The sequence below is a fragment of the Chryseobacterium sp. GVT01B genome, assembly GCF_019970045.1.
GTDB lineage: Bacteria > Bacteroidota > Bacteroidia > Flavobacteriales > Weeksellaceae > Chryseobacterium.
This window is the reverse complement of sequence record NZ_JAHXYI010000009.1, coordinates 78,623-90,520: the sequence shown is the minus strand read 5'-3', so window position 1 is coordinate 90,520 and position 11,898 is coordinate 78,623. Positions and strand designations below refer to the sequence as shown.

The window sequence follows — 11,898 nt, the reverse complement described above, 5'->3', positions numbered from 1 at the left end:
ACTAATTTTGCTCTTTTTTTAATGATTCATAGGTTTCATAAACGCTTAAAGATTGCAGGTAAGATAACTGATACCCTTCTTTTCCGTCTAAAATACCCAGTCTCATTATATAGGCCTTAAAGAATTTAAAAGCTGTTTTAAGATATTGCATTAAAACATTGTACTTTTTCCCTTTTGCAGCCAGTTCTTTCCCCTTTAAAACTCCGTAATGAATCATTTTTTTTCTATAAGATTCATAATCTGAAACGGAGTAATGTAGTAATTTATTTTTTAAAATCCCAATGGTTCCGTTGACTTCCAGAGTTTCGTGTACTTTTTTTCCTGCCATGTATCTGGCCTTCGATTTTCTGAAAAGCCTGAAATTTTTATCAGACTGTGTTCCTGAAAAATGAATCGGTTTCTGAGCAAAAAAGAATTTCCTGTAAAAATAGTAGGCATCTTTTTGCCCGGGTTTATTCAGCTCATCTATAATTTCCTGCTTCAGGGCCGGTGTAAGTCTTTCGTCACCATCTAAAAACAGCACCCAGTCATTTTTTGCAGAATCCAGAGCCAAATTTCTTTGCTTTGTAAAGTCTTCAAATTTATTTTGAACCACCTTTACATTAGGGAATTTCTTTGCAATTTCTACAGTTTTGTCCGTGCTAAATGAGTCTATCACTACTATTTCATCACAGAAATCAAAAGACTCAAGGACATCCTGTATATTTTTTTCCTCATTATATGTTATGATCAAACCACTTATATTCATCACAACGATTTGTTTGATAGAGAAGTACGTGAATACTCCTTTAATATTGTTTTTAAAATAGTTTTAATCTGCCAAAGATAAGTTTTAATTTGAATTTTATGATCGAATCTTTGCCTTTTATATCAATTCTACATAGCTCGTATGGATGCCGGGTAGGGTAATAATTCACCTTATTTCCAATTCTTACTGCAAAATCGATTCCTATTTTTTTTAAAATAGAAAAAAATGCTAATTTATCATCTTTTTTTTGTGGATATTTTCCATACGGATATGCTAAAACTCTTGAATACCTGATGTTTTGGGCATCAAGAATTTCCATATTTTTTTTTAGATCTTTTTCTATAAAATCAAGAGAAGCATTTTTTAGATTTTCATGAGCATGGCTATGAAGGGCAATCTCAAAATATTTTTTATCCAGATTTCTGATTTCATCAAAGGTCATCATAGGATAATTGTTATATCCCTTTTCAATAAATCCGGTTGGAATAAAAATAGTAGCTTTCAGATTATATTTTTCCAGTAAAGACGGCAGATATTCAAGGTTATTTCTGTAGCCGTCATCAAAGGTGATGATGATGTTTTTTTTCGTGGAAGCAGTAAGTTCTGAAAAAAAATGCGAAATAAATCTTTTACGGCTCAGGTAAGAAAACTGCTGTTCAAGATTTTTTAAACTTACCGTAAGATCTTCATGGCTTTCCTTTTCAATCTGATGGTACATAAGAATGACCAGTCTGTTGTGCGGGAAAGCAAATAGATAGAGACGGAAATATAAAACGATAAATACCGCCAATATAACAGGAATAAGATAAAGAATCATACTATTTTATTCTGTTTTTTTCCTTTTCTATTTCCACTAGTCTTATTTTTTCACGCAATTTAATATATTTTAAAAAAGTGTAATAAGACATCGTTTTGGCAATGTAAAAACCGGGAAATCCATCCAAAAAGCCTCTTTTGAAAATAAATACTTTGATAAATTCAAAGATAGGACTTACAATAATTTTAAATCTATTGATTTTTTTTCCTCTCTCATACATTTTCTCAGCCATCATATCAGAATATTTATTGATTTTCGAGACATGATGATGAATGCTTTTGTAGGTATAATGATTCAGTTTTCCTTCCAGAAGACCGGCTTTCTGATCGGTAATCAGAAATTCATGAACTTTATCATCAGAATACCTGGCGTATTTTTTTCTGAACAATCTTTCACGGCATACATTTCCCCATCCTCCAAATCTGATCAGGTGAACTCCAAGATGATTGTTAAATCTTGCTTTATACACATTGAACTCTGTTCTTTCTGAAGACACAATTTCCGTTATGGATCTTTTCATGTCTTCGTCAGGAACTTCGTCAGCATCCAGAAACAGAACCCATTCATGACAGCATAAAGTAAGGGCATGGTTTTTTTGTTCACCATACCCGTTAAATTTTTTCTCAGAGAATTTTACCTGAGGATATTTTTGAGTGCAAATCTCTTTGGTTCTGTCAGTCGAAAAGCTGTCAACAATAATAATCTCATCAACAGTATCTGTTAACGAATCTAAAAGTCTTACGATGTTCTCTTCTTCATTATAAGTAATGATTGCAAGGGAAAGAGCCATTTATTTATACTCAAGAATAGTCTTTTCAATAATCTTCACACAATCCAGTAATTGCTCTTCAGTAATTACCAATGGCGGCGCCAGTCTGATGATATTACCATGGGTAGGTTTTGCCAGTAATCCGTTTTCTTTCAACTGTAAGCAAAGGTTCCATGCAGTGGAACTTTCAGGAGTGTCATTGATCAGGATCGCATTTAAAAGTCCCTTTCCTCTTACTTTGGTAATAAGATCTGTCTTTCCGATCAGCTTATTGATTTCAGCTCTGAATAACTGTCCAAGCACTTCAGCTCTTTCAGATAATTTTTCTTCAGCTACAACGTCCAATGCTGCTACTGCTACTGCACAGGCAATAGGGTTTCCTCCGAATGTAGAACCATGCTGTCCCGGCTTGATAACATTCATAATGCTGTCGTTAGCTAAAACTGCTGATACGGGGTACATTCCTCCGGAAAGAGCTTTTCCTAAAATTAAGATATCCGGTTGTACATCTTCATGATGACATGCAATCAGTCTTCCTGTTCTTGCAATACCAGTTTGAACTTCATCAGCAATAAAAAGAACATTATGTTTTTTACATAGTTCAGAAGCCTTTTTAAGGAAGTTTTCATCCGGAACATATACTCCGGCTTCTCCCTGAATAGGTTCTACAAGGAACGCCGCAATAGTATCTGCTTCTCTGCTCAGAACTTCTTCTAGGGCTGCAATATCGTTGTAAGGAATTTTGATAAATCCTGGGGTAAAAGGTCCGTAGTTTTGATTAGCATCCGGATCGTTAGAGAAAGAAACAATAGTTGTTGTTCTTCCGTGGAAATTATTTTCGCAAACAATTATTTTGGCTGCGTTTTCAGAAATTCCTTTTACTTCATAACTCCATTTTCTCGCCAGTTTTACTGCAGTTTCCACAGCTTCAGCTCCGGAGTTCATAGGTAAAACTTTATCAAACCCGAAAAGAGTCGTGATTTTTTGTTCATATTCTCCCAATTTAGAGTTGTAGAACGCTCTTGATGTTAAAGCCAGTTTTTTTGCCTGTTCTACCAATGCTTCTACAATTTTAGGGTGAGAGTGTCCCTGGTTTACAGCAGAATATGCTGAAAGAAAATCATAATACCTTTTGCCTTCTACATCCCAAACGAAAACACCTTCTCCGCGGTCCAGAACTACTGGAAGCGGGTGATAATTATGTGCTCCATGTTTGTCTTCAAGGTCAATAAAATACTGTGAGTTTTTTGTTTGTTCTGCTGTTGACATATATTTTGGTTTTCAACAAATTTACATAATATTAATGATATGCCTGAACAAATAACTAGTGTCGTATGGAGGTGTAATTGAAGTAGATTTTAAGGCGTAATAATGCCGTATCAGAAAATATTTTCTTTGTTGACGGTTTGTTTTAGGTTTTATATCTTTCTAATAACAGAATTTTATTTTCTGCTTCTTTATTAACTTTTTGTTAATCATTAACGATGGAATGCTGCCAATAATTTTTATGATATGTAGTCTGAAATATTTGATAGTAATGGACGAAAAAAAACTGCCTCAAAAAGAGGCAGTTTCGTTTTATATTTAAAATAATCTTAGTGATTATCATATTTTCTATCCATTACAAAATCTTCCATGAATTTTGTAGTATAGTTTCCTGCAAGATAATCTTCATTATCCATCAGTTGTCTGTGGAAAGGAATGGTAGTTTTTACTCCTTCAATATAGAATTCCTCAAGAGCACGTCTCATTTTCGCGATAGCTTCTTCACGGGTTTGAGCCGTGGTGATAAGCTTAGCAATCATCGAGTCATAGTTAGAAGGAATACTGTATCCTGAATATACGTGAGTGTCTACTCTGATTCCGTGTCCGCCAGGGATGTTTAATCCTGTGATTTTTCCTGGAGACGGTCTGAAGTCTGCGTAAGGATCTTCTGCATTGATTCTACATTCGATTGAATGTAATTTAGGGTAATAGTTGATTCCTGAAATAGGAGTTCCTGCTGCAAGAAGAATTTGTTCTCTGATCAGGTCATAATCAATTACCTGCTCAGTAATAGGGTGTTCTACCTGGATTCTTGTATTCATTTCCATGAAATAGAAATTTCTGTGCTTGTCTACAAGGAATTCGATAGTTCCTACCCCTTCGTATCCAATGAATTCAGCAGCTTTTACAGCAGCGTCACCCATTTTTTCACGAAGTTCATCTGTCATGAAAGGAGAAGGTGTTTCTTCAGTTAATTTCTGATTTCTTCTCTGTACAGAACAGTCTCTTTCAGAAAGGTGGCAGGCTTTACCGAACTGGTCACCGGCAACCTGAATTTCGATGTGTCTGGGCTCTTCAATCAGTTTTTCCATATACATACCTCCATTTCCGAAGGCAGCTACAGCTTCCTGAATTGCAGATTCCCAGTGATCTTTAAGGTCTTCAGCTTTCCATACAGCTCTCATTCCTTTTCCACCACCACCGGCAGTTGCTTTGATCATTACCGGATATCCTGTTTCTTCAGCCACTTTTACAGCGTGCTCGTAAGATTCGATCAATCCGTCAGAACCTGGTACACATGGTACACCTGCAGCTTTCATGGTAGCCTTAGCGTTCGCTTTATCTCCCATCTTTTCAATCTGTTCTGGAGAAGCACCAATGAATTTGATACCGTTCTTTTGACAGATTCTTGAGAAGTTAGCATTTTCAGATAAGAATCCGTAACCCGGGTGAATGGCGTCGGCATTGGTAATTTCCGCAGCCGCAATAATGTTAGGGATTTTAAGATAGGAGTCTTTACTCATTGCAGGGCCAATACATACCGCTTCATCAGCAAATCTTACGTGAAGACTGTCTTTATCAGCAGTAGAGTATACTGCAACGGTTTTGATCCCCATTTCTTTACAAGTACGTAAAATACGCATTGCAATTTCGCCACGATTGGCTATTAATATTTTTTTGAACATCTCTCCGAAATTTTAAATTATAAATTTTGAATTTTAAATTATTTTAAATGAAAAAGATTCATCTAAAATTTATAATCTTTAATCTAAAATTCCTTAAGATGGATCTACTAAGAATAAAGGTTGGTCATATTCTACAGGAGTAGCATCGTCAACTAAGATTTTAACGATTTTTCCGCTGATTTCAGATTCAATCTGGTTGAATAGCTTCATTGCTTCAATAACGCAAACTACTTTACCAACAGAAACTTCGTCACCTACATTTACAAATACATCTTTATCAGGAGATGGTTTTCTATAGAAAGTACCAATCATAGGAGACTTGATTGTTACATACTTGCTGTCATCAGATGCAGCTTCAGCTTTCTCAGCAGCAGGAGCAGCAGGAGTTGCAACAGGTGCTGGAGCAGCTACAGCTTGTGGTGCAGTGTGGTATACTGCTGGCTGTGCATATACAGCATCGCTTCCAGCTAATGGAGTTTTAATAGTGATTTCGAAATCTTTAGTCTTATATTTTACTTCTGAAACTTCAGCTTTAGATACAAACTTAATAAGATTTTGTATGTCTTTAATGTCCATAAATTTGATATTTGATTTTGGGTCAAAGATACCAAAAAAACGTAAAAAACAACAAAAAACCGCCAAATTTTATCAAAATTGGGCGGTTTTTGTATTAAAACGAGGCTTTTTCAATGAAAAGCGACTCTTAGTTTTCTTCAGTAGCAGCTACTTCTTTTTCCAATACTACTTTACCTCTGTAGTAAAGTTTTCCTTCATGCCAGTGAGCTCTGTGGTATAGGTGAAGCTCTCCTGTTGTTGCATCTTTAGCTAATTGAGGAACTACAGCTTTGTAGTGAGTTCTTCTCTTATCTCTTCTTGTCGACGACTGTCTTCTCTTTGGATGTGCCATTTTCTAATAACTTTTTTAATTGATGAGCGATGAGATTCATCATCTCATCATATTTAAATTATTCTATTTAATTATTGTCTCTTAACTTTCTTAAAGCATCCCATCTGGGATCACTTTCATGTTCTTCCTCTTCTGCTTCCTCAATATCTTTCGGACTGAACTGGTCAAGAATTTCAAGATCTTCATCATTTACATTGGGTGAAATCTTTTTCATAGGGATAGAAAGCATTACATTTTCATAAATCAAATGTGCTACATTGAAAGCATGCTCTGCAGTAGGAATGGTAATGACATCTTCATTGCTGTCATCATATTCTTCCCCGAAATTCACCAAAATCTTGATTTCATTCTCAATAGGATAGTCAAAATCTTCGTTTGTAATATCACAAACCAACTCAACCAATCCATTAATTTTAATCTCAAATTCTAGAAAAGTAGTGTGTTTATCAAGCGATACATTCACTTCTATTCTAGGATTTGTAAATTCCTGCTCAGTGTCAAATAATTGAAAGAACGTTTTATCTATCTCAAACTTGAACTCGTGTTTTCCGTTTTTTAGTCCGGAAAAGCTTACGTCATAGTTTCTTAACTTGTCCATAAAATGAGTGTGCAAAAATATGCATTTTTTTTATAATAACAAATAAAATCTGAAACAAATTAATTTAAAATTTGTTTTAAAGATTTATCCTTCAGTTTCCTCCGGTAGATCCTCATCTATTCCGTTGTCTACAACCATTTTTCTAGGCTGCATACGGTCATTCATGAGTTCGCTGTATTCACTTCTGTTCTTGAAAATCTTAATAGCTGTGAATATTGCTTCTGTAAAACTCTGCTCATCAGCAATATTTTTTCCTGCAATATCATAAGCTACACCGTGATCCGGAGAGGTTCTGATAAAAGGAAGTCCTGCTGTATAGTTTACACCTTCTTCATAGGCTAATGTTTTGAAAGGAGCTAATCCCTGATCATGATACATTGCTAAAACCGCATCGAAATTTTTGTATTTGCTTGGCTGGAAAAAGCTGTCTGCCGGGAAAGGACCAAATGCCAATGTTCCGTTGTCAGAAAGTTCCTTGATTGCCGGGCTGATGATTTCAATTTCTTCATTTCCAATAACACCGCCATCTCCGGCATGAGGATTTAATCCTAATACTGCAATTTTAGGCTTCTGGATACAGAAATCTTCTATAAGGGTTTGGTTTAGTACTCTGATCTGTTTCTTTATTTTTTCTTTGGAAATATTTTCAGCTACCTGCGAAATTGGAATATGATGTGTAGATACAGCTACTTTAAGATCCTCTGTTACCAGGAACATCAATCCTTTTTTACTGAATTTCTCCTCGAAGTATCCTGTATGTCCGGCATGTTTAAAGCCCATTTTCACCATTTCATCTTTGTTGATAGGAGCGGTTACTAAAACATCAATTTCTCCTTTCATCAAAGCTTCAGTTGCTGCTTCCAGAGAATCAATAGCCATTTTGGTAGATTCTTCTGTAGGAACTCCCAATTCTACATTAACGTTTTCCTTCGTCAGGTTAAGCATATTAAGTTTCCCTGCCTGAGCCTGTGAAGCCTCATTAATATAGTTGAAATTAAGATTCAGCTTAAAAATGTTTTTCTGATAAGTGAATAATTTTCCCGAACCAAAAATTACAGGAGTGAAAAAATCCGTAATAGTTTTGTCTTTCAGAGACTTCATAATGATCTCCGGGCCGATGCCGTTGAAATCACCGATTGAAATTCCTACTCGTACTTTATGGTTTTTTGGGCTCATTTTGATTATCTTTGAAGATTATAATTTACAAATTTAGCAAAAAATAATATGTTCACAGGAATTATTGAAGCAGTTGGTGTTATTGAGAAGATTGAAGAAAAAGGAAGCAATATAGATTTTACCTTGACATGCCCCTTTACAAACGAATTAAAAATAGACCAAAGTCTTGCACACAACGGCTGCTGCCTTACAGTTGTTGAAATAAAAGATAATCAATATGTGGTAACAGCCATCAACGAAACTCTGGAAAAAACCAACCTTGGAAAATGGGAATTGGGAACCGTAGTGAATCTGGAGCGATGCATGAAGATGGATGGAAGACTGGATGGGCATATCGTTCAGGGGCATGTTGATAAAACCGGTGAAGTTGTGGGAATTGAAAACAAAGACGGAAGCTATTTTATTACCATGAAATATGCTCATGACGGAAGTTTTGTAACGGTACCGCAGGGATCAATCACGGTAAATGGAATCAGCCTTACTGTTGCAAAAAGTGAAGATGCTCAGTTTTCTGTAGCCATTATTCCTTATACATGGGAATTTACCAATATGAAACATTTAAAAATTGGTGATAAAGTAAACCTGGAATTTGACATCATTGGTAAGTATATTGCTAGGTTAATTAAAAAGTAGAATGTCAATTAATAAGTATAAAGGATATAGCTTAAGGAATCGTGTGTTTTTCGGTTTCCTGCTGGTATGTTTTTTAAGTGTTGTAGCGACTTCACTTGTTCCCTACTTTGTTTTAAGGAATAATTCTTTAAAGCAAAGTAATATTGACATGCAGGAGAAGACTACTGCCGTAATGAGGTATCTGGATTATGCCGTAAGCCGTACCCTTGTAGAAACTAAAGATTTACCAACGGTTTTAGGAAATAAAATTTTCGAAATAGGGGATATTAACCAACATGATATTATTATTTATGATCTAAAGGGAGATTATCTGCTTTCCAATAAAGACGAAGCTTTGGTTGAGCAGAAAACAATTCCCATGGAAATCATTAACAGGATATTGGCAACAGATGCCAGGGTTGATTTGACAAGGTATGACGCTGCTAAAGATGCCAGGCTTACCTCTTCTTACCTTCTTTTGAAAAACAATGAACTGAAACCAATAGGGGTTGTTTATATTCCTTTATATCATGATGAGTCTGCTTACCTGGGAGTTCTTCATCAATATGTAAAATACATTCTTTTAGTCGATATATTTCTTATTCTGTTCAGTATCTGGATCAGTTGGGTGACTTCCAACAGTCTTGCGAAAACAATTACAAAGTTCTCTGATATGATTACCCGTATTACATTATTCGAAAATGAAATGCGGCCTATCAGATATTATAAAAACGATGAGCTTAATGCCTTGGCAAGAGCTTATAACAGAATGATTCTGCAGATCCAGGACCAGAAAGAAAGACTTAGGTTCAAAGCGTCTGAAGAAGCCTGGAGAGAGATGGCCAAGCAGGTAGCTCATGAGGTGAAAAACCCATTGACTCCGATGAAACTGACCATTCAGAATTTTGAAAGAAAATTTGATCCTGAAGATCCGAATATCAGAGAAAGGGTAAAACAGATGAGTAAAACAATTGTAGATCAGATAGATTTGATTGCAACGGTAGCTTCAGCCTTTTCAGAATTTGCGAAACTTCCTGAAAAAAATAATGAGGTTATCAATCTGAATACAGAGGTTGAAGATATTCTCCGTGTTTTCAATGATGACAGTATCTTTATGCATGCCAATAAGAGTAATATTATGATCAATATGGATAGAATTTATCTTTCCAGAATTATAACGAATCTTGTTACCAATGCAAAACAGGCCGAAAGCGATGAGAGAAAACTCATCATTAACGTAGATGTGGAGCAGCATCAGAGGAGAGTGATTATTTCTGTTCAGGATAACGGAATAGGAATTCCTGAAAGTATGTACGAAAGAATCTTTGAGCCGAATTTTACGTCTAAAAGCAGCGGAATGGGGCTGGGCTTATCTATGGTAAGAAAGATGATTGAAGATTATAAAGGAGAAATCTCTGTAAAATCTGAAATAGGAAAAGGATCTACATTCATCATTACACTGCCTACCAATTTATAGTGAAACCTTTTACATTTAAACAATTTAAAATAGAACAGTCCAAAGACGTCTTCCGGGTAGGAACAGACGGAGTTTTGATTGGTGCTTTAGCAAGTGTTGGCAATGCGTTCAATGTTTTGGAAGTAGGAACGGGAACTGGATTGATCTCCTTAATGCTGGCGCAAAGAAATCCGCAGGCTTATTTTTTAGGACTGGATATTAATGAAGATGCAGCAGCGCTTACTAAGCTTAATTTTAAAAACGCGCCTTTTCATGCAAGGTTGAAAAATAGACATCAGGATTTTAAAACTTTCGAGACAGAAGAGCGGTTTGATCTTATTGTTTCCAATCCTCCCTATTTTGAAGAATCAGGATCCGAAAAAGACAAGATTGCACGCCAGACTGTAGAATTAAACTTTGGACAGTTAATTGCTAATGCGGCTCGATTATTATCTGAAAATGGGATTTTTTCCGTGATTATTCCTGTTGAAGCGGGAGAAGTTTTTATTTCAATAGGTAAAGAGAATCATCTGTTTTTAAACAGGAGGATTAATATCAAAGGAATTGAAAATTCAAAAGCTAAAAGGCTGATTCTGGAATTTTCATCACAAGAAAAAGAAATCGATGAATCTTACTTTATTATAGAAAAAAGTCCGAGGCAATACTCGGACCAATATCTTGAACTCACTAAAGAGTTTCATGTTTTTAAATAGAATTAGAAAGGGTTAAAAATTCTGTAAGCCTGAATTTCTTAATCTCTCAATTTTTTAATTCTTACTCAAACAATTCTGCCGTATCCAGTACAGATACTTTTCCATCTTCGCATCTGATAGCTTCACCAGGGAAGTTTTGAATCATGTGGTAATCGTGTGTCGCCATTACTACTGCAGCACCATTTTCAAGGGCAACCTGCTTCAATAGCGTCATAATTTCGTTAGAAGTTTCAGGGTCCAGGTTTCCCGTAGGCTCATCCGCTAAGATAAGATCCGGGTGGTTAAGAAGGGCTCTTGCGATGGCAATACGCTGCTGCTCACCTCCGGAAAGCTCGTGTGGCATTTTGTGCTTTTTGCTTTTCATGTTCACGCTTCCCAAAACCTCATTGATACGGTCTTCTATTTTTACTTTATCATTCCAGCCTGTTGCTTCAAGAACAAATTTTAAGTTTTTTTCAACTGTTCTGTCAGAAAGTAACTGGAAATCCTGGAATACGATTCCTAATTTTCTTCTTAAGTTAGGAATATCAGAAGGTTTTAGCTTTGCCAGGTCAAATCCTACAACAGCTCCGTGTCCTGATGCCAATGGAATGTGTCCGTAAAGCGTTTTCAGAAGAGAACTTTTTCCGGAACCTGTTTTTCCGATAAGATAGCAGAATCTACCTTTTTTAATGTTAAGATTTACATCAGAAAGTACAGTAAAGTTTTTTTGCGCAATCTTTGCGTTTTGTAAACTTATAATATTGTCTCCGGAGATATTTGTATGTGGCATAATTTAATTTTAAAGGCTGTTTCTAGCAAAAATATTTCAACTTTTAAAAATAGAAAAAGATGTTGATTTAGCCTAAATTTTAGTAAATTTTAACAACAAAAAATGCCTGAAAAGAAACTTCTCAAGCATGTTTTGTATATGATAATAAAAAGATTATCTCTTAGCGCGTGCAGCACTTACAGTTAAACTCTTTCTGCCTTTAGCTCTTCTCGCAGCCAAAACTCTTCTTCCATTTGGCGTAGACATTCTTTCTCTGAAACCGTGTTTGTTTCTTCTTTTTCTTTCTGATGGCTGGAATGTTCTTTTACTCATTACTATATGTTTAAATCGTAATTAATCTATTAATTTTCAGGTTGCAAAGATATATAAATTTTTATAA

14 protein-coding genes are annotated in these 11,898 nt (G+C 35.5%); 3 read left to right on the top strand and 11 right to left on the bottom strand.

The genetic code is table 11. From position 1 onward, the window contains the following. Nucleotide 1 precedes the first annotated feature (1 nt). The 9 genes from LC457_RS20645 to pdxA form a co-directional block, all read right to left on the bottom strand. Nucleotides 2-748, bottom strand: coding sequence for a glycosyltransferase family 2 protein (locus LC457_RS20645; protein WP_223601582.1), 747 nt, complete (start codon nt 746-748; stop codon nt 2-4). A 52-nt stretch (nt 749-800) separates the two neighbouring features. Further along, entirely contained in the window at nt 801-1,565 is a 765-nt protein-coding gene (locus tag LC457_RS20640) for a polysaccharide deacetylase family protein (RefSeq protein WP_223601524.1), read from the bottom strand. A gap of 1 nt (nt 1,566) precedes the next feature. Beyond that, a complete protein-coding gene (locus LC457_RS20635) occupies nt 1,567-2,355 on the bottom strand; it encodes a glycosyltransferase family 2 protein (protein ID WP_223601523.1) in 789 nt (262 codons plus the stop codon). Next, nucleotides 2,356-3,603, bottom strand: coding sequence for an ornithine--oxo-acid transaminase (rocD, locus tag LC457_RS20630; protein ID WP_223601522.1), 1,248 nt, complete (start codon nt 3,601-3,603; stop codon nt 2,356-2,358). 326 nt (nt 3,604-3,929) lie between these two features. Then, nucleotides 3,930-5,285 (bottom strand): acetyl-CoA carboxylase biotin carboxylase subunit, encoded by a 1,356-nt coding sequence (gene accC, locus LC457_RS20625; RefSeq protein ID WP_047385963.1) that lies wholly within the window; start codon nt 5,283-5,285, stop codon nt 3,930-3,932. A gap of 93 nt (nt 5,286-5,378) precedes the next feature. Continuing rightward, on the bottom strand, nt 5,379-5,861 hold the full coding sequence (accB, locus tag LC457_RS20620; RefSeq protein WP_047385964.1) for an acetyl-CoA carboxylase biotin carboxyl carrier protein: 483 nt from the start codon (nt 5,859-5,861) through the stop codon (nt 5,379-5,381). Between the two features lie 127 nt (nt 5,862-5,988). Continuing rightward, nucleotides 5,989-6,192 carry a 50S ribosomal protein L32 gene (gene rpmF / locus LC457_RS20615; protein WP_002976251.1) on the bottom strand — a complete coding sequence of 68 codons (204 nt, stop codon included), beginning with the start codon at nt 6,190-6,192 and terminating at the stop codon, nt 5,989-5,991. 67 nt (nt 6,193-6,259) lie between these two features. Further along, nucleotides 6,260-6,790 carry a DUF177 domain-containing protein gene (locus LC457_RS20610; protein ID WP_223601521.1) on the bottom strand — a complete coding sequence of 177 codons (531 nt, stop codon included), beginning with the start codon at nt 6,788-6,790 and terminating at the stop codon, nt 6,260-6,262. Between the two features lie 84 nt (nt 6,791-6,874). Further along, nucleotides 6,875-7,966 (bottom strand): 4-hydroxythreonine-4-phosphate dehydrogenase PdxA, encoded by a 1,092-nt coding sequence (gene pdxA / locus LC457_RS20605; protein WP_223601520.1) that lies wholly within the window; start codon nt 7,964-7,966, stop codon nt 6,875-6,877. Nucleotides 7,967-8,014: 48 nt separating this feature from the next. Here pdxA and LC457_RS20600 point away from each other — a divergent pair, with 48 nt between their 5' ends. From LC457_RS20600 to LC457_RS20590, 3 genes are read left to right on the top strand one after another with little or no spacing between them, the layout of a single operon-like run. After that, entirely contained in the window at nt 8,015-8,599 is a 585-nt protein-coding gene (locus tag LC457_RS20600) for a riboflavin synthase (RefSeq protein ID WP_223601519.1), read from the top strand. Between the two features lies 1 nt (nt 8,600). Then, nucleotides 8,601-10,055, top strand: a complete 1,455-nt coding sequence (locus tag LC457_RS20595; RefSeq protein ID WP_223601518.1) for a HAMP domain-containing sensor histidine kinase — start codon at nt 8,601-8,603, stop codon at nt 10,053-10,055. Next, complete coding sequence (locus tag LC457_RS20590; RefSeq protein WP_223601517.1) at nt 10,055-10,747, top strand: tRNA1(Val) (adenine(37)-N6)-methyltransferase; 693 nt, start codon at nt 10,055-10,057, stop codon at nt 10,745-10,747. Before LC457_RS20595 ends, LC457_RS20590 begins: the two co-directional genes overlap by 1 nt. Nucleotides 10,748-10,808: 61 nt before the next feature. On the opposite strand, the gene LC457_RS20585 is transcribed toward LC457_RS20590, so the two are convergent. Both LC457_RS20585 and rpmH read right to left on the bottom strand, forming a co-directional pair. After that, nucleotides 10,809-11,519, bottom strand: coding sequence for a cell division ATP-binding protein FtsE (locus LC457_RS20585; protein WP_047373550.1), 711 nt, complete (start codon nt 11,517-11,519; stop codon nt 10,809-10,811). Nucleotides 11,520-11,672: 153 nt separating this feature from the next. Next, on the bottom strand, nt 11,673-11,831 hold the full coding sequence (gene rpmH, locus LC457_RS20580; RefSeq protein WP_039365072.1) for a 50S ribosomal protein L34: 159 nt from the start codon (nt 11,829-11,831) through the stop codon (nt 11,673-11,675). Nucleotides 11,832-11,898 lie beyond the last annotated feature (67 nt).

Coding starts and splice junctions, on each gene's coding strand:
- accB (WP_047385964.1), bottom strand. CDS start 5,861: ATGGACATTAAAGACATACAAAATCTTATTAAGTTTGTATCTAAAGCT.
- pdxA (WP_223601520.1), bottom strand. CDS start 7,966: ATGAGCCCAAAAAACCATAAAGTACGAGTAGGAATTTCAATCGGTGAT.
- accC (WP_047385963.1), bottom strand. CDS start 5,285: ATGTTCAAAAAAATATTAATAGCCAATCGTGGCGAAATTGCAATGCGT.
- rpmH (WP_039365072.1), bottom strand. CDS start 11,831: ATGAGTAAAAGAACATTCCAGCCATCAGAAAGAAAAAGAAGAAACAAA.
- rpmF (WP_002976251.1), bottom strand. CDS start 6,192: ATGGCACATCCAAAGAGAAGACAGTCGTCGACAAGAAGAGATAAGAGA.
- LC457_RS20635 (WP_223601523.1), bottom strand. CDS start 2,355: ATGGCTCTTTCCCTTGCAATCATTACTTATAATGAAGAAGAGAACATC.
- LC457_RS20595 (WP_223601518.1), top strand. CDS start 8,601: ATGTCAATTAATAAGTATAAAGGATATAGCTTAAGGAATCGTGTGTTT.
- LC457_RS20585 (WP_047373550.1), bottom strand. CDS start 11,519: ATGCCACATACAAATATCTCCGGAGACAATATTATAAGTTTACAAAAC.
- LC457_RS20640 (WP_223601524.1), bottom strand. CDS start 1,565: ATGATTCTTTATCTTATTCCTGTTATATTGGCGGTATTTATCGTTTTA.
- LC457_RS20645 (WP_223601582.1), bottom strand. CDS start 748: ATGAATATAAGTGGTTTGATCATAACATATAATGAGGAAAAAAATATA.
- LC457_RS20600 (WP_223601519.1), top strand. CDS start 8,015: ATGTTCACAGGAATTATTGAAGCAGTTGGTGTTATTGAGAAGATTGAA.
- LC457_RS20610 (WP_223601521.1), bottom strand. CDS start 6,790: ATGGACAAGTTAAGAAACTATGACGTAAGCTTTTCCGGACTAAAAAAC.
- rocD (WP_223601522.1), bottom strand. CDS start 3,603: ATGTCAACAGCAGAACAAACAAAAAACTCACAGTATTTTATTGACCTT.